Raw genomic sequence first — 22,152 nt, forward strand, 5'->3', positions numbered from 1 at the left:
CCGTACAGGTTTTTTAATGGGCTTTAAAGCCTTTGTAGGTGTTATATATGAGTCATTGAAAAAAATCAAAGCAGAGGACAAGTTAGGGTTGTCTCACGGCTATTTAGAAACAATCAAATATCACTCATTAGATGCAGCCATTTCAGCCAGTGATCAATATGTTAAAATCAATCCTAAAAAGTACACATGGCATATCCCTAAGTATTTACTTGATTTAAACATCCAACCAGGTGATATTGTTAATGTCGGAAAACCAATTGCACGTATCTTAGTAACAGAAGTTTTTAGGGAAGAGATTGAAGAGACAGGAAAACAATATAAAAGAATTAGAGGGCTTTTGGAAAAAGTATCCCAAAAAGTATAAGTTTTTACAACATGCAAGGATCGGGTACTAAGAGTTATCTTAGTTGCGTGAAAAGAGCCAAGTATAACGTGCAGGATTAAGAGTGTGCTACAGCACACTCGAAAAGCGCGTCGCACTTGGGTTGGAACGGTATACGGGAGGGTTTGATATTGTATACATAACAAAGTAGAACTATATGGAGAACGAAATGATAGGTATACCGGTTGAAAAAGGAATGAAATTTTGTTGTAAGGGTAGCCAGAATAATCACCATTAAATTTCAGAGTGCCCTTCTACGCACCTTCAAAAATTCGGTGTGCTTAATGGCATAAAATCGGAATCCGATTTTTGACCTCTGGCGATTTAATTTTCTCTAAATAGTGTTCCCAATGGGAGTGTGGCCACACTCCCATTGGGAGGAGATTCCTATGACCTTTACGAATATTTAGTTGTTATTTTTCAAAAAAATAAGCAGTTATATTTGTTGTTGCTTTGCTCGAATTGTAAAGAAAAAACTATAAGTGAAAATAAGTAAACTATAATTATTAAGAGTAACGAATTGGTTATTCAAATCTAAAGACAGTAGGGATAATACATTGTCCCTACTGTCTTTAGATTTTTGAAATTTTTATTTTTTACTCTTTTCTGATGATTTTATAATTATTAAGCTAACGATACTTATAAGCGCAACTCCATACATAATAGTTTTATTGGTTTCGCCCCAAGTATCAACCATTGCTAGTAGAATTATTAGTAGTAATAAAAAGTAAAGTAAGTAACTTCGCATTTGTTAAACTCCTTCTTAAGTATAGGAAAAAAAGTAGAATTAATAAATTTCCACTTTTAACCATTCAGTGTTAAGCTAAATTCTTTAAAGCACGTTCATTAAAGAAGTAATTTTCATCTTCATGTTTATTATTTTCGTATGAAAATAAAGGTCCACAAGATCCTATGATTGCACTTATATTAAAGAAATCCATAAATAATTGTTTAGATGCTGAAGATAACTTACTAGCAACAGAGAAATCTTCTAGAGCTTGACTTAGAGCTTTAGTTTGGCTATACCCCTTGTCTTTACGATAATATTTATAATTTGTAAGAACTTGTTGCATTACTTTAGTGGCACCACCAAGAGTGTCTAATAATTTGTGAACTTTAAGGATTTTTGTTACAGGAATAAGTCCTCCAAGTGCTCCGACGCATGCAGCTATTTCTATAACTGAAAACGAGTAAGCTGAAATATTAGGAATTTGAACTTCACTTTCACCAATTTGCTCTAAGGAACCAAAGTTTAAATATTCGCCTTCAGCTGTGATTGTTAAACCAGAATGGTTTGATAACCATTCTGCGACTTCTTCAGCACTTTGCTTTTCAGATGGTAGTTGCTCAATTGCATGCAGTAATTTATAAAAATCACTATCTTTATTAAATCCTAATTCATTTAAATATAATTCTTCTTCATTTGTTAGTTCAGTTGCTTGAGTAGAAATTGCCGACATAGTTACTCCACCAACTAATAATGCAGAACAGCAAAATGTTGTGAATGTCTTTTTGAATAAACTATTATGAATCATTATTTTTTCGCCTCTTCCTTATAAGTATATACTGTAAATTTTTTTATTAATTGTAAATTATTCATATTATTTACTATTACAATAATAACATTATTGAGGTTTAATAGAAAGTGTTTGTAAAAATGACTAAATATTCCTTGTTTTCTGTTTCATCTTAATTCTGCAGTGAAACCATGTTTGGTTATGCGATTTTATACACGTTGCAGGTAGTAAGACTACCCTTAAAACGCTGTCAAAACAAAGATATATAAAATTTCGTATACACAATAACTAGTGATTCAAAAAAAGGCAGTAACGACAAAGGTTGGTCCTTCATCGTTACTGCCTTTTTTTAATGTTATGTATAGTTGAAATGCATGAACGTGAATAATTTTTTAACTTTTTTTTAAAAAAAGGTTGTTAAACCGAAATGAAATTACCTTTATAGAGTGTTAGATGGTTAGCCAATTATAACAAATACAAAAAATATCTATACTTCTACAACATTCTTGTATCCACACGCAGGTAAATGCTGAAACTGAAGAAGTTTCTGAGAAGAATTCTATTGATGAAGTAGCTAAGGAGCTTTATACAAAATATAGACAGTATTATGAAAAACTCAAAAAGCCTAGGTACTCCACATTGCTATTCCACATACATAATATTCTCTTCTAAAGGTTGAAGGTTGAAATCTGATATAATTCATTTGTATGAGGTTCAATAATATCTAAATTAGACTCATTCATCTAATTAGATAAATATTGTGTGGGCGGAAAAAAAGAAGGAGGAAAATCAGAGTTTAAAGGACGCTGATCTTTTTTGCATAACGTAGGGCGTATCCACCCTCTTCTTTTTCCGTCAAGTGAATTTCATATAATAATGAAGTGAGGTAAGGTGTTCATTCAATTTGAAAACTAAAAAAAGATTTTATCAGAAAAAAAAGCGATGGATGATTCCCGTTTATATTATTGTCATTCCTATATTGCTTATATTTATAATTGGTCAGTTTACACCTGTACTTAATACCTTTATTATCAAGCAGCTTTTTGAATCTGATTCTTTTGCATCCCCTAAGGACATTGAAACAATAAAAAGGCAAGTCCATGTTGAAAAAGATATTGTTTATGATGAACATGGAATTGAGAATAGTCTTTTAGATATTTATTATCCGAAAAATATGAAGGAAGAACTCCCTGTTATCATGTGGATACATGGTGGTGCATTTGTATCAGGTAGTAAGGAACAAACGCAAGAATATGGAATGGCATTAGCCAATGAAGGATATGTTGTAGCAAATATAAACTATGCTATTGCACCGGTACAAAAATATCCGGGGCCAATCATACAAACTAACCAAGCTCTTAAATATTTACAGGATAATATTTCGAAATATGGCGGCAATATGAATCATTTATTTATTGGCGGTGATTCAGCAGGTGCACAAATTGCCAGTCAAACCATTGCGATAATAACAAATGAAGCTCTAGCAAAATCAATGGATATTCAACCTACAGTTGATAAAAAACAGTTAAAAGGTGCTCTTTTATTCTGTGGGGTTTATAACATGGATAAAATAGGTGCTCAGTCATCTCCAATAATAAAAAAAGGTATCCAATCAGTATTTTGGGCATATACAGGAACAAAAGATTTCAAGTCTTACTCTAGAATAGATGAGATGTCTACAGTTAAACATGTAACACCTAATTACCCACCTACCTTTTTGACAGTTGGAGATGCAGATCCACTAGCCCCACAATCAACAGAGCTTATAGATGTTCTCAAAAAGAATGGGGTGGAAGTAGAAAGTGTTTTATTTGAAGGAACAAATTCTGACCTAGGTCATGAGTATCAATTTGATTTTACTACTACGCACGCTGAACAAACACTTGGGAAAACGCTTGCCTTCATAAAGAAGTATAGTGGGAAATAGCTCAATACGCACATCAGGTTTGGTTTAATGAAATCGGCTTCTGTCCGTTACTAGTGAGCTAAAAAACATCACATGGTATTAATCATCACCTTTGTAGAAATACCTTGTAACTTCATCACCTGATTTTAATTTTACTTCTTGCCGATGACTTCCTCTCGTTCCCATAAAAATAAGCACCTCCGATTGATATTAGGATACATTACCCTAAATTCAATTGAAGATGCTTTTTTGTTTTGTCTAACCCGAAGGAGTCAGTTCAAGGGGCAGCCTACCCCTCTTTTTGTTACCTAATTGAGTTTTGTGAAGTATCTTATCTCTTCTTTATCCGTATAAAAGCCAACCGATTCGTATAGAGATAAGGCTGATTTATTTGTCGTTAGTACCATGAGAGTGGCTTTTTGTAGCTTATGAGACTTAAGATATTTCAAAGCCTGTGTAAGCGTAAACTTTGCAATTCCACGCTTTCTCCATGGTTCACGGACAAAAACGTCCTCAATTACACCGTAGTCTTCTTCCTGCCATGTCATTAGTCCGCCAACAATAGTGTCTATTTGACGTATGACCATGGATGTCCATAGCTTGTTTTTTTTGTATTCAGACAATCTATTAAGACCAAGTGGAGCATCTGGCCAAATTTCAGCTTCAATATTAAGGTAATCTCTTTCCTCGCTAGATGTCTCCATGCTCCAGTGTGAGAATTGAAACTCCTCCTGAAGTTTTAACTCCACAACCGGTTCAGTCAAATCTCGATTCATGCTATACAAACTATTCAGAGGGAGATATCCTTTTTGGATAAAAAACTGATTGTTTGCTGTTTCTTTCGAATCGTTACCTACACAAAGTATTGTTCCGTATTCTTGAGGTAAAGTTACCTTTAATTGCTTTGCTCTTGTTAAAAGATATTGATAGACTTTGTCGAGCAACGTAATGTCCTGTTCTCTTTCAGAAATGGTTTTCAGATTAATATATATAGAGTGATTGTTCTCTTTTGAACGACCTGGAGGAACAACGTTAATGATGCTAACTTGCCCCTTAGCGACCATTTTCCCATCTTCAAATGCGCAATAAACGTTACTCCAATTATCTTCGTCCCCGACCCACCAAAATGTCGCGTTGTCTTTTGCTGTTACTGATTGGTACAACTCACCAAGTAAAGGCATATCTCCATGTTCGAAGTTACGAATGAAAAATTCTGTTGGTGATTGGCTCAAAATAATACCCCTCTCAATAGTAGGGGGTTCCGCAGTTTAGAGGGCTAGCTATGCGTTTTCCCCTTGAAAAATTTGCCCTTTGCTAACATTTGTTTGCTCACAGTAAACTCCTCCTTTGACTATTATTACCATTTAAAATAACACACTTTAATACTTGTATCTACATATTTTTATCTCTATATTAATTTTTTTTAACAAATATATAATCGAATTTTGATAACACACTAATTCAATTCTTTTAATAAACCTTCAATGACAAATTCAATTAAAATATATGAATATAGCATTGATTTAGTATGTATTTAAAAAGATTCCTTTGTTTCGCGTTGGATAGCCCGAAAGAAGTAATCAAAAAAATCTCTTTTTATCATAATTCCTGGGAATTCACTAGTAATTTGAGTATTTGGATACAGATTCAAAAAAATATATAGTTCTTAAAGTAAATGAGGTAGCCGTTATAAGGAATATAGTGCATCTAAAAAATATATTATTTTTCGAGTGCTTTTTAACTATTTTTTCGGTTATAATGAGAAAAACACGAAATATGATTCTAGTTTTATAACTAATGATTCTTGAATTAGTCATGTAATCTATACACTATCGAAGGGGAACTAAGAATGTTTTTAAAAAAAGAACGGAACATAACAATTGGCGATCTTATTAAGTTGAGTGAGGCTCAATTGCAAATGGCTAAACAGGGTCAATATGATTTTGAGTATACTTTAGCTTCAACAAATGATGAGGAATTAAACCAGTTAGTACATAATTTAAATCAAGTAAATAGGCTTCGGAAAGAATCTGAAGATCAATTGCAGAAAAAATTGGGTAATGTATTGAAAAGTAATGAAATGGGTCTTTGGGAATTACGAGTATTAAACGGACGCTTGGATGATTCAAACAATGTTTTCACAGCTTCGTCAGAATTAAAAGAGCTCTTAGGGTTTGATAGTTATGCTCTTAAAGACAGTTTTCAAGATTTTTTGAAGGTAATTACAGAGGCGCATCGTTCTGATTTTAAAGAGATGCTAGAGGAGAGTTTAGAAACACAAACTCGATTTAATATGGAGCATTTGATATGCTGTCGTGACGGTCAAGAGCGCTGGATACAGACTACAGGAATGGCTTCCCATCTTGAAGATGATCAGTATCAAATCATTGGTTTGATGATGAATATTCATGATAAAAAAATAAACGTGGAAAAATTACAGGGATATGTAACACGTTATGATTTAATTAATAAAGCTCTGGTAGAAGCGCCATGGGATATGATTGTAGATCAAGGGAATCCATTAAATCCACAGAATTCCTTTTGGTGGAGTGAACAATTTCGAAGAACATTGGGCTTCAAGGATGAACATGATTTTCCAAATATTATGAGCTCTTGGAGTGATCGCTTGCATCCAGAGGACAAGCAGCCTGCATTAGATGCGTTTAGTGCCCATTTATTAGATTTTTCTGGGCGTACGCCATTTCAAGTAGATTATCGCCTTCAATTAAAATCAGGTGAATATCGCTGGTTTCATGCAAACGGTACAACGCTTCGTGATAATGAGGGAGCTCCTTTGCGAGTGGCAGGAACTATTCGAGATATTACACATGAAAAAAAGAAAGAGCAAAATGTGCAAGAAACTATGACACGTATGGAGGAATTATCAGCTTCTATTAATCAAATGGTTGATGGCATTAATTCTATTACTATGCAGGCACAGGAACTGGCGAACACACAGGAAAAAACTACAGAAGCTGCCAATGATGCGAAAGGGGTAGCAGATGAAACACAGATTATATCACATTTTATTCGAGAGATAGCAGATCAGACAAATTTACTAGGGTTAAATGCTGCAATAGAAGCCGCACGTGCAGGAGAACAAGGAAAAGGTTTTGGTGTAGTAGCTGAAGAGGTAAGAAAATTAGCAGTTAATTCGGCTAAGGCAACAGGTAATATTGAATCAAGTTTAATGCAAATAAAGGTTTCTATTGATACAATTATTGACTATATGGATAAAATTAGTGAGCTTGCGCAAATGCAGGCGGCTCTTACAGAACAATTGAATGCCTCGGCAGATGAAATTGGTACAATGTCACAGGATTTGGTGGAATTTTCAAAGCAACAATAAAATAAAAGAGTATTTCGCTAAAAAGCTTTTATATAAAGCAAATAGGGGAATTCTCATTAAAATAACCAGGTACTCCTAAAGTTTTTTATGAGTATCTGGTTTTATTTATGAGCTTTAAAAAGATGCTTTTTTTTTTGACATTCAGTACACCGAGTGCTAGCAGAGATATACTTAGATCAAGAGACTATCTAAAAGTCCCACAGAAACATATCTTATTTTTATTTATTTACTCAGATGGTCATGGTTTATCGGAGGTTGGAATTGCTATAGGATTTCATGTAGATGCTAGGTATCTTCCGTCGATCGTAACAGGGATGCTTGTAGATAAAGTCGGACGAACAATTTTTGTATTGCATCAGGAGTGACTTTGTTATTTGCGGTTTATTAGCCGTATTCGCACCGATTCTATGGTTCTATTAATCGTAGCACTTTCTTTAATTGGAATAGGATGGAACTTTGGCTTAATTAGTGGACTGCACAAACAGTGGATTCGACAGAGCCTTCTACACGTGCAAAAAAACAACTTAATTTAAGGTTCTTTTGTTGACACTCGGTACTACGAAACGAGTGTCGGCACTAATGATACATGAGCATGTTTTGTAAAAAGATGGGTCAAAACATGCTTTTTATATTTGTTCTCATACGTAGGATAAAAAAGTCTCGAAACAGTCGTTTTTTAACATACTAGAGAAAGAGGGAGGTAGGGAAAATTCGGTTATGGGGGAAATGAATAGTTTTTATAAACAAAAAAAAATCACTCTAAATGGAGTAGCATCAAAAAACCAAAAAAATTTAAAAGATAATAAAGATACAAAATTTCAAGTTTACATTAGCTATTCCCATTTATACCCTGCAAGGCAATATTTTTAGCCCCAATTCAGCCCCATATCGCCCCAAAAAAGCATTAATCTGCTATAGCTTGTACACTCTCGAAGGTCAGAGCAATAGCCATTAAACGTAGCAACTCTTAATAGAAAAGTGTATAATTTAGCTTATATTGGAAAATGCGAACGTAGTAGTAAATTGAAAATATGCAAAACGTATTGGGGACTATAAAATGAGAAGAAACATTATCAGTACAGTAGTAATTTTTTTATTAATTGTTCCTGTTAGTCTAACTGTGCAGGCAGCAAATCTATTTGAACTTTATAATGATATTACAGAAAATGATCTTCATAACAGTATCATTTTGTCGCCTGAAAGCTCAAAGGCATTTGTTAATGGTAATATGGTTTCTGCCATACAGCCAATTGTAAAAGATGGAAGAACCTTAGTACCACTTCGCTTTATTTCTGAAGGATTTGGTGCAAGGGTAGATTTCAACCCTAAAAATAATACCATAACCATTAAAAATTCGGATAAAACTATAACCTTGAAAATAGGGAACAAGGCAATAGATGTGAATGGCGATTCGATTCAAATGGACGTTTCTGCAGTCCTGCATCATAATACAACCTATATTCCTCTAAGATATATAGGGGAGGCATTTAATAAGAAAATAGTCTATTTGAAGAATGAAAACCAGCAACCATATAGTTTGATTATTATCAGGGGTGTAAATGCTACGGAGCTTGAAAACCTTAGACTTGTTCGCATTTGTGAATGGCTATTTCAGGGGAAATCAATTGTCTATAGCGATCGTTTTATGGCTGTGATGCAAGAAAAAGGTCAATTATTCTATAGCAATTATTTTTCTGATTTTGAACCCTTTGTTTATGAGGAATTTATTGAGGATGAAAATATAGTTAAACTAGGAGATATTTGGATTAAAACGGATATGGGCAATTTTTATATGGACTACGCATATAGCACTACAAAAGAGTTTATTTTATATTATGTGGATGGACAAGCCATTTCAAGAGTAGCCGTAGAAAAAGCACCGATTAAAGCTGTAAAACCTTATCAGAATCATGTATATTATCTAACAAGATATGAGCGGGGGATAGTAAATGCGCCTGAAACAAGTAATTTAAAATATGCAACACGAGCAAATGGACAATGGGTTTCTGATTATTTAGGCATGCCAGGTTTTTATTATGGTTTTGATACGATAGGTAATGCCTATAACTGGAAAATAAATGATAATGGCATCTATATTTTCGGTTATAATAGATTTGGCAATTTAAGCTCAGAAGATAGAAAAAAGACTTTTGGAAATTACAGGGTAGACTTAAAGGGGCACCATCATGAGGTCATCAACCCTTAAAGGTTGCGTTTTAAGCTGAATTGGCTGGTTTACGTTCTGTTTTGTATGGAACTTTAGCCAGTCAATTTTTATTTACTCTGTTCCCTATATCTGGAATGGGTACATGGTCGAATGGTTTATATATAGAGGGTTTAACTATTTTTTGCGTTTCTTTTTAGTATAAAAAATAAATCAAATAAAATATAGGATTGGCATGAGTGACAAACCTAGTGAAACATATTTATGTTGCTCATTAGGTAAAATAATAATAGAAATAATCGCTAATATAATGGCAGGGAATACAGTGTAAAACCAGATTCGTACAGCTTTATTTTTAAAAGTAAGTTCAAATCGATCCATACAAGCACCTCATTTATTAATCCTAAAGACCATTGTTTGGATAGTTGGGAATGATTTCCTAATAGAAAATATATCATAGTAAAATAAAAAATAGAAGTAAAATGGTAGGGGTGACGGATAAAACTAGCTCATTAAAGGTTATCGAAAAATATTTTTTGTCCTGTAACTTTATTTGAAGTTGATGCGTCTACTTAGTAGTGTATTTAACTATTTTTGAAAAAGAATAGTGAATTTACATCATTTACCAAAGGGTTTTTAGTTGCTTATCGACAAAAATATAGATTAAAATGATTCTGACTGTTTTTTTATCAGGTACAATGTATCCTGATCAACTACTTGTGCCCGCAAGCACATCCCCGTTTTGACTGCTTACTATAAGTGATGAAACAAACCTTGTCTGCAAATCGGAAAAATATCCCAATCCTTTATATGATGGAATACACGATAATTTCATAGAAAAATACTGTAGAAAATGATATGCCTTATGGTTGTAGGCAAAAAATCAATAGGACATTCAGCTCTTTCAAGTGGCAGAAATGATGATAAAATAAACATGTTATTGGAAATATTAACTATCGGAGGTTTATTATGGGTAAAGGCGTATTATGGACAGCCACTGCTATCCTAGTAGTTTTACTTGGGTTTGGAAGCTACTACTTTATTAAAGAAATAACGAACTCTATGGCATACAATAAATTAGTGGATGAGTATAAAAAGCCAGTACCCATCAACAATATAGAGTCTGAATATGATGTGATTGTCATTGGTGGTGAGCCTGAGGGTGTCGCTGCTGCTGTTGCTTCTGCTCGTAATGGAGCTAAAACCTTATTGGTAGAAAAACGTGAAGAATTGGGTGGATTATTTACATATGGGATGCTAAATTTTCTAGATATTCCACGTGATGGTCATAATAACTCCATCAGTGAAGGTATTTTTAAAGAATGGCATGAGCTAGTGAGAGGCAATGATGCTTTTGGTATCGTCGGAGCTAAAGCAGCGTTTAAAAAGCTGATTGATGAGGAACCCAATTTAACATTGTCGGTGCAAACGGAAGTAGTTAAAACGAATCTTCAACAACAACAACTAAATTCTGTTGAGCTAAAAAATGAATACGGTACATATGTCGTTAAAGGAAAATCATTCATAGATGCTACTCAGGATGCAGATTTTGCGACGATGTCTAAAGTTCCTTTCTTTGTTGGTGGAGAAGATATTGGAATAAAGGATAAGCGCATGGCTGTAACATTAATGCTTCACTTGAAAAATGTCGATTGGGATCAAGTAAAAAAAGCGGCTAAGTCAGATGTATTTGGCGGGGCTAACTTGAATCATACCGTAATGTGGGGCTTTACAAAGCTTCATGATGAATATAAACCTTTGCAAGAAGGTACAAGATTAAGAGGGTTAAATTTAGCCCGAGTGGATGATGAATATTTTATTAATGCATTACAAATTTTCGGAATTGATGGTTTAAATGAGAATTCGAAGCAGGCTGCCATAGCTGCAGGTAAAAAAGAAACATTGCATGTACTAAAATATTTACAGGAAAACTTCCCCGGATTTGAAAAAGCAGAAATTGTCAGCTTCCCGGAAGAGCTTTATGTACGAGAAACTAGACATATTTGGGCTGAATATCAATTACCAATGTCCGATATTTGGCAGAATCGTGATCATTGGGATAGTATTGGGATTGCCTCTTATCCAGTAGATGTGCAGGCTCAAACACCACATGATTATGGGTATGTTATTTCTGCGCCAAAGCAATATGCGATTCCATTCCGATCTCTAGTACCAAAGGATATCGATGGATTACTTGTTGTGGGACGCTCTGCAGGTTATTCATCTTTAGCAGCGGGAAGTGCCCGTATTGTCCCAACTGGTATGGTGACTGGTGAAGCGGCAGGGACAGCGGCAGCACTAGCTCTTCAACAAGATGTTACTTTTAGAGAAATGAGCAAGGATAAGAAATTAATTGCTACATTAAGAGAGCAGTTGGATAAACAAGGTGCCTATGTCGATTCATTTTCTGTGAACTATCCTTATCAGGGCAAATGGTATGATGAAGCCATTCAAACGTTAATTAACTATGGACTTGTTGTTGGCGGCTATGATAATGATTTAAAGGTCGACAGTAAAGCAACGAAAATTAAGTTTGCTAAAATGTTGAAAGAAAGTATGCTACGTGCCGGCGCAGAGAGTACAGCCGATAAAAAAGATAAGCTGGAGATTGTTATTAATAAGGTATATAGCACGGGTGATGAAGCTATTACGCGAGATGAGCTGGCACAATATTTGGCAGATGTGCTCATCGGTGAATCGACTGCAAATAGCTGGGAAAGTTTAATTGATAAAGAAATTGTTTCGGAAAAAGTAGCGAAGAAAGTGAAAGACAATAAGCAACTGAAGTTAAAAGAGATGTATGCCATCATGGCAGATGTCATTCATTATGTAGAAAAAGAACGTTCCTCTAAATGAGGAGCGTTTTTTTATGGTGGATCGTTTGGAATGCCGTCTGTAACTTGTGTAGACGAATGCAGAAGCAATCAGTGCTGCCTATGCAAAATTCTCTAAACGCTCTGAAGCAATGATTCATTCATACAAAAAGCATTGACGCCAAGCGAAGACTCCTGTAAAATATGTCAAAATCATAGAAAAATTCGATGAAAAAGAGAGTAATTGATGGGACAACTGGAAAGCGAGTTAGGGATGGTGTGAGCCTAATACAGAAACCATGAATGAAGCGCACTTTGGAGAAGGTTCTCGAACTAAGAGTAGAGAATAGCGGGGCGTCACCTCGTTAACAATGGAAAGTGGTCATTATGAATGGCAACTAGAGTGGTACCACGGGATTACTATGCTCTCGTCTCTAATTATAGAGGCGAGGGCTTTTTTTATTGAAAAAAGAGGAGGATATACATGAATCAACAAATTGCAAAAAGTATTGCTGAAATTTTAAATCATCAGCTAACAGCTCAAGACGTGGAACAATTACTAGAAAAACCAAAAAGTTTAGAAAGGGGCGATATGGCATTTCCCTGCTTCACCTTGGCTAAAATATGGAAGAAGCCCCCTCAACAAATTGCAATAGACATCGCAAGCCAATTACAAAATGAGATAATCCATCAGGTGCAATCTGTCGGTGGCTATGTCAATATTTTTCTTCATCAAGTAAAAGTGACACAACAAGTGTTGGGTCTTATCATGCAGGAACAACAAAACTATGGTACGAATCTAGCAGAAAGGGGAAGTGTCGTTCTTGACTTTTCTTCGCCCAATATTGCTAAACCGTTCTCTATGGGACATTTACGTTCAACCGTCATTGGTAATGCCTTAGCCAATATTGCAGTGAAAAATGGTTATCAGGCTATTCGTATTAACCATCTAGGGGACTGGGGCACCCAATTTGGCAAGCTAATCGTTGCGTATCAAAATTGGGGTGATAAGGAAGCCATTACAGCATCCCCTATAGAGGAATTATTAAAGATTTATGTTAAATTTCATACTATGGCTGAACAAGATCCTATACTAAATGAAATGGCACGTGCTGCCTTTAAAGCATTAGAAGATGGTGATTCAGAGGCTTTAGCGTTGTGGCAATGGTTCCGTGATGTATCATTAGATGAATTTCAGACTATTTATCAGCTGCTAGGCATCAAATTTGATGAATTTACTGGAGAAGCCTTTTACAATGATAAGATGACAAAGGTTGTAACAGAGCTACAAAACAAAGGGTTACTTATGGAATCGGAAGGTGCATTTGTAGTGGAGATGGAGGAAATGCCTCCATGTTTAATAACAAAAACAGATGGAGCTACACTTTATGCAACACGAGATTTGGCTGCTGCCTTTTACCGACAGCAACAGTATCAACCCAACAAAATTTTCTATGTAGTGGGTAATGAACAAACTCTTCATTTTAAACAATTATTTCAGGTGATTGAAAAAATGGGATATGGCTGGGCAAAAGATTTGCAGCATGTACCATTTGGGATGATGCTTAAAGATGGTAAGAAAATGTCGACACGTAAAGGCAAGGTGGTATTATTAGCTGATGTTTTAGCCGAGGCGATTGCGACAGCTAAGCGTAATATAGAAGACAAAAACCCTCATTTACAGCAGAAAGAGCGAGTGGCTCAGCAAGTAGGAGTTGGAGCGGTAATCTTTAATGACCTAAAATATCATCGTCTAAACGATATAGAATTCTCCATCGAGCAAATGATGAATTTTGAAGGAGAAACGGGGCCATACGTACAGTATTCCTATGCACGTATTTGCTCCATCTTGGCAAAGGGAAATGTGTCTTCTCAATTGAAGTCATATGCTCCACTAGGACAACAGGCTTGGTCAATCATTTTATTATTGGAACAATTTCCGAAAGTGGTAGACGCCTCATTTAACCAGGCTGACCCATCGCTCATCGCGAAATATGCTTTACAGCTAGCGCGCTTATTCAATAAATATTATGCACACCAAAAAATATTAGCCGATGATGCCCAGCAAGCTTCACGTCTTGCGCTCTGTCATTGTGTAGCGATCGTCTTAAAAGAGTCACTAGCTTTACTGGGTATTGAGTCGCCAGAAAATATGTAGGGAACGGACCACTTACCCAATCATTGACCATTTATAGAATACATGGTAAAAGAATAAAAGAAAACTCTTCTATTGATTGGCAGCAGAGAGGATTAATCAAATGAATAAAAAACAATGGACCGTTTCACTTATCTTAGTGGTAATGAGTATATTTTTAGTCGCACTAAATATGAGACCGGCTGTAACAGCGATTGGACCACTCTTTAATGTCCTTATGATAAATTTACACGTATCCAATACAAGTATGAGCTTTCTGACATCTATTCCTGTTTTTTGCATGGGTTTATTTGCTCCTTTTGCTGTACCATTTCAGCGCAAGCTTGGCACAAAATTAGCAATCGTGCTATTAATGGCTATTCTTGTCTTCGCAAATGGGCTGCGCTTATTCCAAGAAAGCTATCTTTTATTAGTGGTTACAAGTTTTGCAGCTGGCTTGGCCATTGCGATGATTGGCCCTATATTAAATGCGTATAGTAAGAAAAAATTCCCTCAACGCTTTACGATTGTTATTGGAATTTACTCATTTGGTATAGGCGTTGGTGCGACATTAAGTGCAGCTTTGACTGTGAACTTTTATCACTATTTTGATAATCAATGGACAATAGCACTAGGGATTTGGGCCATACTTGCTATGGTCTCACTAATTATATGGAGCTGGGTAATCCCAAAAGAACAAGGGGCAGATGTTCAAAATTCGGCCAACAACGAGCCGGTACGTAATCCTTGGGTAACAGGTCGTGCTTGGCTGATCGTATTGTATTTTGGCTTACAAACATCATTGTTTTTCTCAATGATGTCGTGGCTTACACCTCTTTTACAGGACAAAGGCTTGACGCTTGAGGTAGCGAGTATAATGCTGACATTTATGTCGATTATACAAATGATGGGTAATATTGCTGTGCCCATGCTTATGGAGAAATGGACAAATCGATTAGCATGGGTATTGGCGTTAGGCTGTTTTGGGCTGATAGGTTTTACATTATTATGGCTTATGTCAGGGATCTATTTGTGGTTGGCCGTATTTATTATCGGCATTGTTTTAAGTGGGCTATTTCCGATTGGTTTATTGTTACCGCTTGATGAGGCTAGAAATGATCAAGAAGCCAACAGATGGTCATCCATGGTATTTTCAGGTGGCTTTATGTTAAGTGCCATCATCCCAGTTTTGATTGGCGTTTGCTATGACATGACAGGCAACCATACATGGACGTACGCCATCTTTCTAGCATTGATGCTTGGAATAATTGCCACGACAGGGCTACTACGAAAAAATTAATTCGAGAAGACATGCCATTCAAAATGCATGTCTTTTTTTCTGTCAAAAATATTTTGAAGGCCTAAAATCCATCCATTTTCATAGCAAATCGGAGAATCCATTAATTTTAATAGGTAGAATGAAATAGAACTGAAGGGAATAATGTATTTTACTACTATTTTAATTACAATAATTATATTATGTAAACTTGAAACATCCTAAGTCCTTGATTATGATAGACAAGAGAGATAGTTGAAAAGAAAGTTTTGGTGAAGGTATGTATAAAAAGATGCTCGTATTAGGAGCGGCGGCCATGCTGTTGACAGGTTGTGACAGTCAAATTGGTGCAGGTTGGTTTCAAGCAGAAAAAGCAGAGGTGCCAACAAAAACAGTGGCCAAGCAAGAAGAAAAGATAGTGCCTGAGGTTGAGGTGATAGGTGAGCATGGAGTTGGTGCAGGCATTATTATTCAGCAAAAGGAGGATGAGCTTTATATTTTAACTAATGGCGCACTGGTAGCCTCAAAGCCAACCGCCCTTGTGAAATTTGGTCAGGATAAGCTAGTGGCAGCGAATGTTCATTTCATGTCAACGGCACATAATGTTGCACTTTTGCAAGTGACCTATAAAGCGAATGTGCAAGTTCCAAAAATGTATGAAGGGGAGCTCAATCAGCTGTCAGTTTACGTGAATGGCTTACCTTATACGATTCAAAAATATCAAGATAAAATAGCTGCCTATTATATTGATACACAAGAAAAGCTACCATTAGGGAGCCCGGTGATGGAGGCGGAAAACGGAGCAATTGTGGGGCTTTATTTTAACCGCCAGCAGCAAGGAGAAGCACAACCATACATATTGCCGATAAAGGAAATTCAACCATTTATGCAAAAATGGTTAAAGGATGGCATGAAGGCGAGTGTACGCCTATCCCAATCAAAAAATTTATATCCTTATATAGAGCAGGGGGATCAAGAAACCGTTCAGCAAGCCCTCGAGCAATACGGTGAAAATATTTTTGCGTATAATAAAGATGAAATCATTCTTTTTTTAGATACATTCCATAAGCATTTAAAAGGAGCTGTAACTATTCAAGATGCAAGTGTCATGGAGCCGATAGTAGGGTCAGAAGAATTGGAAGACACTCTGGGCGGCATGGTTGCTTACTATGCCTCTAAGCAAGCGAAGATTCATTTCTCGAACACAGACATTCAAGATATTCGTATAGTGAATCAGCATCTTCAGGTACGAGCTAAAACGGAGTATGTATTGACCAATGCAGCAGGGCAGGAAGCTCTTGCCCATTCCATTATGCTTTACGAAATTATGAAAAATGAACAGGGCGAATACAAGTTACTTCGTCTTACTACTGAGGAGTGAACTTTGCATGGAGCAAGCAAGACAAATGCTACAGCATCATTTTGGCTATGAAGCCTTCAGGCAAGGACAAGCCCAAATTATTGAACAAACATTACATGGACAATCAAGCCTGTGTGTGATGCCAACAGGTGGTGGGAAATCCATTTGCTATCAGATTCCTGCGTTAATACTTGAGGGGCTGACAATTGTCATATCGCCCCTTATTTCTTTAATGCAAGATCAGGTGGAAGCTTTACGAGCAGCTAATATTCCTGCTGCCTATATAAATAGTACATTAACAGCACAAGAAGTGAATGAAACGATGCAGCTAGCTAGTGCTGGTTATTTAAAACTACTTTATATCGCACCTGAACGACTGGAAAGTGCTTCCTTCCTTCAAGCATTGTCCTATTTATCCGTCCCATTAATTGCGGTAGACGAAGCTCACTGTATTTCACAATGGGGTCATGATTTTAGACCAAGTTATCGCTCCATTCAAAAGCTTTTTACACTGTGGCAGCAGAAGCCAACTGTATTAGCTCTTACCGCCACTGCGACACCTGCTGTTTGTGAGGATATTCGGCATTTATTAAACATTGACGAAAATGCAACAGTGATGACAGGCTTTACGCGTGATAACTTGGCACTTTCGGTGCTAATTGGAGAAAATAAAGAACGTTATATTAAAAATTACTTACAGAAAAATAAACAGGAAGTCGGTATTATCTACGCCGCCACACGAAAGGCGGTAGACGCGATTTATGACATGCTTAGTCGTACTGGAGAAGCAGTAGCCAAATATCATGCGGGGCTATCAGAGGAACTACGTATGGCAGAGCAGGAGCGATTTTTAAAAGATGAGGCGCGTATTATGGTGGCTACCAACGCCTTTGGCATGGGAATCGATAAAAGCAATGTGCGCTTTGTCCTGCACTATCAAATGCCTCGGAATATGGAGAGCTATTACCAAGAAGCAGGGAGAGCTGGTCGAGATGGTCTTCCAAGTGCTTGTATATTATTGTATGCCTCCGGTGATGTTCAAACTCAGCGTTTTCTTATTGAGCAATCGCAAGACGAGGCACGAATACCACAGGAATTAGCGAAGCTCCAAACAATGGTCGACTATTGCCATACAGAGGGCTGTCTTCAAAATGCTATTTTAGCGTATTTTGGTGAAGTACAAGAGGAGCCTTGTGGTCGCTGTAGTAATTGTAATGATGTTCGTACCGTGATGAATGTGACAGAGGATGCACAAAAGGTACTGGCTTGTGTTGTACGGATGGGCCAAAAATTCGGCAAGACGATGGTAGCACAAGTACTCATCGGCTCCAAAAATCAAAAAATGACGGAATTTGGGTTTGCTCGTTTATCCACCTATGGTATTTTGAAGGGACATTATTCGTCTAAAGATGTCTCGAACTTTATTGAGTTTCTAATTGCAGAGGGTTTATTGGCTGTTAAACACGGCACATATCCAACTATTTATGTGTCAGCCGAGGGCAAAGAAGTACTACTTGGCCAACGACAGGTCATGCGGAAAGAAGCTGTAACGGTTAAAAAACTGGTAGATAATGATCCATTATTTGAACATTTACGTGTGTTGCGAAAAGAAATTGCAGACGAAGAGAAAGTACCGCCATTTGTAGTATTCTCGGATAAAACATTGCGTGAATTATGTGACAAGAAGCCAGCAGAATTGGACGATTTACGCCACATAAGCGGCATTGGTGAAGTGAAATTTGATAAATACGGCAAACGTTTCTTTGAGGCGTTACAATCGTTTTTAGAAACACCCATCTAGGACAATTTTCGATCAAGCACGTGCTTTTACAAAAAAGAGAGGTGTCTCAATGAAATGGTTGAGGCACCTCTAATTGTTTATTGATCCCAATGCTTAGTTATAAATTCATCACGGCCGGAAATAGCACGGTCTTGCTGATAGTGATTAGCTTCTTTTTTATAGTAATCTTGGTGATAGTCTTCCGCAGGATAGAAGCGTTCAGCATCCCGAATTTTGGTTACAATAGGTTTATCGAAGCGTCCACTAGTGGCAAGCTTTTCTTTCGAGGCCTCGGCGATTTTCTTTTGTTCATCCGTGTAAGTAAAGATGGCCGTTGAATAGGACTCTCCACGATCATGAAACTGTCCGAAAGCATCAGTGGGATCAATTTGCATCCAATAAATGTCTAACAGTTGTTCATAGCTAAAAATGGCTGGATCGAATTCAATTTCGACGACCTCTAGATGGCCAGAAGTCCCTTTCTTAACATCCTCGTATGTTGGGTTTTCTAAATGACCGCCCATATAACCAGATGTTACTTTATGTATACCATCCCACTCGACGAATGGCTTAACCATGCACCAAAAACAACCGCCAGCAAAAGTAGCTTTTTCTATCATGTACATCATCCTTTCTTTTGTGAAAATATTATAGCATTGTTTGGCGAAAAAACTGAGCATTTGGGTGTAAAATAACAATAAGATAGTTGAAGTTGGGACTTCCTCTATCAACAAATGAAACTTTCCGGCTAATCAATCGTTACATTAACTATAAAAAAATAGAGGAGTTAGTCATTATGGAAGAGCAAGATTATACAAGACGCTCACAACGTCCTAAAAACCGAAAGCTTCGTAAAGGGAGAGCAATTTTCACATTATTATTACTGTGTATCATAGTAGTGGCAGGCTACTCGATTATGCAGTACCGCAGTGGACTAAAGCTTGCCAATCAAACACAAGTCGAGCAGGAGGATTTCTCTGGCGATACGTTAAAAGGCGATATTGAAAATTACTTAATTCTCGGTGTCGATACACGTGGCGAGGAAAAATCTCGAACAGATACGATGATGGTATTATCTTGGAATAAATCAAACAACGATATTAAACTGGTATCCTTTATGCGGGATATTTATGCGGATATCCCTGGCTATCAATCCTATAAGCTTAATACAGCGTACTACTTAGATGGGGTACAGCTACTGAAGGATACACTAACAAATATGTTCGGCTTACCGATTCACCATTATGCCCTTATTGATTTTAAAAACTTTGAATCGTTGGTGGATATTTTAGCACCTAATGGTGTTGAGATGGATGTTGAGAAGGATATGTCCGAAAATATTGGGGTAGAGTTGAAGCAAGGTGTACATCACTTAAATGGACAGGAGTTACTAGGCTATGCACGCTTCCGTCATGATGCAGAAGGTGATTTCGGTCGTGTTGCTCGTCAGCAAAAGGTCATAGAGGCTTTAAAAAATGAGCTTTTGACACCTGCGAATGTATTGCATTTACCAAAATTCGTAGGGGCAGCACAAGGCTATATTACAACCGATTATTCTTCTGCTGAAGAAATGCAACAAGTGCTAAAATTACTATCAAAGGGCAAGGTGAACATTGAAAAAGCAACGATTCCAATCGAAGGAAGCTACCAATTCCAAAACTTTAGCCATGCCGGCGATTCGATCGTGATTGATGTGGAACAAAACAAAGCCTTTTTAAGCGATTTTTTAGGCATTTCACTGGAGTGATGTTTAGCAAAATCCAGCATTATCCTGTAATATAAAGGTAGAGTTTTTTGATTGGGGTGGATATATGGAAAAAGAAAGACCAAAAGAACGTTCAAACCTGTTAGCAACCAAGTTTATTCGTTTCTTAGGTGGTAGAAACCTATTATTTACGCTGGTTATTTTATTATTAGTTGCATGTGTTATTTTTATGTTTAATCAAGTTTCCTTTATCTTTACCCCGCTTCAAGTGTTATTTGAAGTCGTCATTTTACCAGGGGTATTAGCTGTCATTGGGTACTATTTATTACGTCCATTATTGGCGATATTGGTTAGATGGCGTATTCCAAGAATTTGGGGTATTTTAATACTCTACATCGCGGTAGTTGGGGTCATAACACTGCTCGTTGTGTTGGTTTATCCGTTTTTACGTGACCAATTTACGAACTTAGTGCAGGAATTCCCAGAGTATTTTATGAAGTTTACGGAAAAATTTGTTGCATTCTTTAATCATTCACGTTTTAACGATTATTTAGATAAAATTAACTTTGACTACAATGAAGTGGTTAAAAACTTTACTACTGATATGGTAAAAACTGTGAAAGATACGGCTACAAATATAGCACAGGGTGTAGCATCCGGTATTACGGGTTTCCTATCAACGTTAACAGGCATCGTCCTATCGCTTGTAACCGTACCATTTATCTTGTTTTATTTACTAAAAGAAGGCGAAAAATTACCGAAATTTATGCTGAAAGTATGCCCACCGCGTATGCGTAAAGAAGTGACTGAAATTTTCCATGATATGGACAAGCAAATAAGTTCTTACATACAAGGGCAAATTTTAGTATCTATGTGTATTGGTGCAATGGTCACAATTGGCTTCTTAATAATTGGTATGAAATATGCTTTATTGCTCGGCTTCCTTGCGATGATTACAAGTGTAGTGCCTTATTTAGGTCCTGTTATTGCCATCACACCAGCCGTTATTATCGCTCTTGTCACATCACCATTGATGTTGATTAAGCTAGCGATTGTATGGACGATTGTTCAGTTAATTGAGGGAAAATTTATTTCTCCACAAATTATGGGGAAATCGCTCAGTATTCACCCAATTACAATTATCTTTGTATTATTAACGGCAGGCTCGCTATTTGGTGTCCCTGGGGTCATTTTGGGGATTCCAGGTTATGCAATCTTTAAAGTGCTTGTGACTCATCTATTCAAGCTATTTAAACAGCGCTATAACCGTTATGAGGATGACGTTCACCAAAAATATGATGTATAAGAGGATACAGCTACTTCGCTTGACAGTAGCTGTGTTTTTAATAGGAAAAAAAGAACGGGGGAAAATAGCATGACCTACATACCTATTAATTTTCAAGAAAAATTTGCAAAATTCCAAGAGCACTGGTCTCCAAAGGTAATTGCTGAGATGAATGAATATCAATTCAAACTGGTTAAAGTAATCGGAGATTTTGTTTGGCATAAACATGATGATACAGATGAAGTGTTTATGGTGATTGAAGGGGAGCTTGTCATTGAATTTCGTGATGGAGAAGTAAGATTAAAGGAGGGTGAAATGTTTGTCGTACCACGCCAAGTTGAACATAAACCTTACGCTGCAGCCGAGTGTAAAATTTTGCTCGTAGAGCCTGCTGGGGTAGTAAATACGGGTGAGGAAAAAACTGCGCTTACTGCTGAAAATGATGTTTGGATTTAATGAATAAAACCCTTCTAGCATGTTG

At 36.7% G+C, this 22,152-nt stretch carries 16 protein-coding genes, 1 pseudogene and 1 other annotated feature; of the genes and pseudogenes, 13 read left to right on the top strand and 4 right to left on the bottom strand.

The window, feature by feature from the left end:
* Positions 1–16 precede the first annotated feature (16 nt).
* Positions 17–364: a DUF5839 family protein gene (locus ACE1MS_RS10960; protein ID WP_243432493.1), complete on the top strand. Its 348-nt coding sequence runs from the start codon at positions 17–19 to the stop codon at positions 362–364.
* An 836-nt stretch (positions 365–1,200) separates the two neighbouring features.
* Here the strand turns inward: ACE1MS_RS10960 and ACE1MS_RS10965 are convergent.
* On the bottom strand, positions 1,201–1,917 hold the full coding sequence (locus ACE1MS_RS10965; RefSeq protein ID WP_197149045.1) for a hypothetical protein: 717 nt from the start codon (positions 1,915–1,917) through the stop codon (positions 1,201–1,203).
* Between the two features lie 886 nt (positions 1,918–2,803).
* Here ACE1MS_RS10965 and ACE1MS_RS10970 point away from each other — a divergent pair.
* Positions 2,804–3,826 carry an alpha/beta hydrolase gene (locus ACE1MS_RS10970; protein ID WP_031415857.1) on the top strand — a complete coding sequence of 341 codons (1,023 nt, stop codon included), beginning with the start codon at positions 2,804–2,806 and terminating at the stop codon, positions 3,824–3,826.
* A 287-nt stretch (positions 3,827–4,113) separates the two neighbouring features.
* On the opposite strand, the gene ACE1MS_RS10975 is transcribed toward ACE1MS_RS10970, so the two are convergent.
* Positions 4,114–5,037, bottom strand: coding sequence for a GNAT family N-acetyltransferase (locus ACE1MS_RS10975; RefSeq protein WP_227256845.1), 924 nt, complete (start codon positions 5,035–5,037; stop codon positions 4,114–4,116).
* Between the two features lie 617 nt (positions 5,038–5,654).
* Here ACE1MS_RS10975 and ACE1MS_RS10980 point away from each other — a divergent pair.
* The 3 genes and pseudogenes from ACE1MS_RS10980 (at position 5,655) to ACE1MS_RS10990 (ending at position 9,360) form a co-directional block, all read left to right on the top strand.
* Positions 5,655–7,154, top strand: a complete 1,500-nt coding sequence (locus tag ACE1MS_RS10980) for a methyl-accepting chemotaxis protein (protein ID WP_012294449.1) — start codon at positions 5,655–5,657, stop codon at positions 7,152–7,154.
* A gap of 236 nt (positions 7,155–7,390) precedes the next feature.
* Positions 7,391–7,695: pseudogene (locus tag ACE1MS_RS10985) on the top strand (MFS transporter); the annotation flags it as partial.
* Positions 7,696–8,211: 516 nt separating this feature from the next.
* A complete protein-coding gene (locus tag ACE1MS_RS10990; protein WP_241745312.1) occupies positions 8,212–9,360 on the top strand; it encodes a copper amine oxidase N-terminal domain-containing protein in 1,149 nt (382 codons plus the stop codon).
* A gap of 171 nt (positions 9,361–9,531) precedes the next feature.
* On the opposite strand, the gene ACE1MS_RS10995 is transcribed toward ACE1MS_RS10990, so the two are convergent.
* Positions 9,532–9,699: a hypothetical protein gene (locus tag ACE1MS_RS10995; protein WP_197223951.1), complete on the bottom strand. Its 168-nt coding sequence runs from the start codon at positions 9,697–9,699 to the stop codon at positions 9,532–9,534.
* A 588-nt stretch (positions 9,700–10,287) separates the two neighbouring features.
* Here ACE1MS_RS10995 and ACE1MS_RS11000 point away from each other — a divergent pair.
* The 5 genes from ACE1MS_RS11000 to recQ all read left to right on the top strand — a co-directional run bounded on the left by ACE1MS_RS11000 (position 10,288) and on the right by recQ (position 18,702).
* Positions 10,288–12,174, top strand: a complete 1,887-nt coding sequence (locus ACE1MS_RS11000; protein WP_031415865.1) for an FAD-dependent oxidoreductase — start codon at positions 10,288–10,290, stop codon at positions 12,172–12,174.
* Between the two features lie 176 nt (positions 12,175–12,350).
* Positions 12,351–12,570 (top strand) — a binding site (T-box leader).
* A gap of 45 nt (positions 12,571–12,615) precedes the next feature.
* A complete protein-coding gene (argS, locus tag ACE1MS_RS11005) occupies positions 12,616–14,289 on the top strand; it encodes an arginine--tRNA ligase (protein WP_447402956.1) in 1,674 nt (557 codons plus the stop codon).
* Between the two features lie 100 nt (positions 14,290–14,389).
* Complete coding sequence (locus ACE1MS_RS11010; protein WP_447402957.1) at positions 14,390–15,565, top strand: MFS transporter; 1,176 nt, start codon at positions 14,390–14,392, stop codon at positions 15,563–15,565.
* Between the two features lie 256 nt (positions 15,566–15,821).
* A complete protein-coding gene (locus ACE1MS_RS11015; protein ID WP_031415868.1) occupies positions 15,822–16,922 on the top strand; it encodes a hypothetical protein in 1,101 nt (366 codons plus the stop codon).
* Positions 16,923–16,929: 7 nt separating this feature from the next.
* Positions 16,930–18,702, top strand: a complete 1,773-nt coding sequence (gene recQ, locus ACE1MS_RS11020; RefSeq protein ID WP_447402958.1) for a DNA helicase RecQ — start codon at positions 16,930–16,932, stop codon at positions 18,700–18,702.
* A gap of 77 nt (positions 18,703–18,779) precedes the next feature.
* On the opposite strand, the gene msrA is transcribed toward recQ, so the two are convergent.
* Positions 18,780–19,301 carry a peptide-methionine (S)-S-oxide reductase MsrA gene (gene msrA, locus ACE1MS_RS11025; RefSeq protein ID WP_012294459.1) on the bottom strand — a complete coding sequence of 174 codons (522 nt, stop codon included), beginning with the start codon at positions 19,299–19,301 and terminating at the stop codon, positions 18,780–18,782.
* A 176-nt stretch (positions 19,302–19,477) separates the two neighbouring features.
* Here msrA and ACE1MS_RS11030 point away from each other — a divergent pair, with 176 nt between their 5' ends.
* The 3 genes from ACE1MS_RS11030 (at position 19,478) to ACE1MS_RS11040 (ending at position 22,127) form a co-directional block, all read left to right on the top strand.
* Positions 19,478–20,428 carry an LCP family protein gene (locus tag ACE1MS_RS11030; protein ID WP_012294460.1) on the top strand — a complete coding sequence of 317 codons (951 nt, stop codon included), beginning with the start codon at positions 19,478–19,480 and terminating at the stop codon, positions 20,426–20,428.
* A 64-nt stretch (positions 20,429–20,492) separates the two neighbouring features.
* Positions 20,493–21,692, top strand: a complete 1,200-nt coding sequence (locus ACE1MS_RS11035; RefSeq protein ID WP_012294461.1) for an AI-2E family transporter — start codon at positions 20,493–20,495, stop codon at positions 21,690–21,692.
* A gap of 69 nt (positions 21,693–21,761) precedes the next feature.
* On the top strand, positions 21,762–22,127 hold the full coding sequence (locus ACE1MS_RS11040; RefSeq protein ID WP_031415875.1) for a cupin domain-containing protein: 366 nt from the start codon (positions 21,762–21,764) through the stop codon (positions 22,125–22,127).
* The last annotated feature ends 25 nt before the right edge of the window (positions 22,128–22,152 follow it).

Source organism: Lysinibacillus sp. fkY74-1, from assembly GCF_053165895.1.

Coding starts and splice junctions, on each gene's coding strand:
- msrA (WP_012294459.1), bottom strand. CDS start 19,301: ATGATAGAAAAAGCTACTTTTGCTGGCGGTTGTTTTTGGTGCATGGTT.
- ACE1MS_RS10980 (WP_012294449.1), top strand. CDS start 5,655: ATGTTTTTAAAAAAAGAACGGAACATAACAATTGGCGATCTTATTAAG.
- ACE1MS_RS11035 (WP_012294461.1), top strand. CDS start 20,493: ATGGAAAAAGAAAGACCAAAAGAACGTTCAAACCTGTTAGCAACCAAG.
- argS (WP_447402956.1), top strand. CDS start 12,616: ATGAATCAACAAATTGCAAAAAGTATTGCTGAAATTTTAAATCATCAG.
- ACE1MS_RS11010 (WP_447402957.1), top strand. CDS start 14,390: ATGAATAAAAAACAATGGACCGTTTCACTTATCTTAGTGGTAATGAGT.
- ACE1MS_RS11015 (WP_031415868.1), top strand. CDS start 15,822: ATGTATAAAAAGATGCTCGTATTAGGAGCGGCGGCCATGCTGTTGACA.
- ACE1MS_RS10995 (WP_197223951.1), bottom strand. CDS start 9,699: ATGGATCGATTTGAACTTACTTTTAAAAATAAAGCTGTACGAATCTGG.
- ACE1MS_RS10990 (WP_241745312.1), top strand. CDS start 8,212: ATGAGAAGAAACATTATCAGTACAGTAGTAATTTTTTTATTAATTGTT.
- ACE1MS_RS10960 (WP_243432493.1), top strand. CDS start 17: ATGGGCTTTAAAGCCTTTGTAGGTGTTATATATGAGTCATTGAAAAAA.
- ACE1MS_RS11000 (WP_031415865.1), top strand. CDS start 10,288: ATGGGTAAAGGCGTATTATGGACAGCCACTGCTATCCTAGTAGTTTTA.
- recQ (WP_447402958.1), top strand. CDS start 16,930: ATGGAGCAAGCAAGACAAATGCTACAGCATCATTTTGGCTATGAAGCC.
- ACE1MS_RS10965 (WP_197149045.1), bottom strand. CDS start 1,917: ATGATTCATAATAGTTTATTCAAAAAGACATTCACAACATTTTGCTGT.
- ACE1MS_RS11030 (WP_012294460.1), top strand. CDS start 19,478: ATGGAAGAGCAAGATTATACAAGACGCTCACAACGTCCTAAAAACCGA.
- ACE1MS_RS11040 (WP_031415875.1), top strand. CDS start 21,762: ATGACCTACATACCTATTAATTTTCAAGAAAAATTTGCAAAATTCCAA.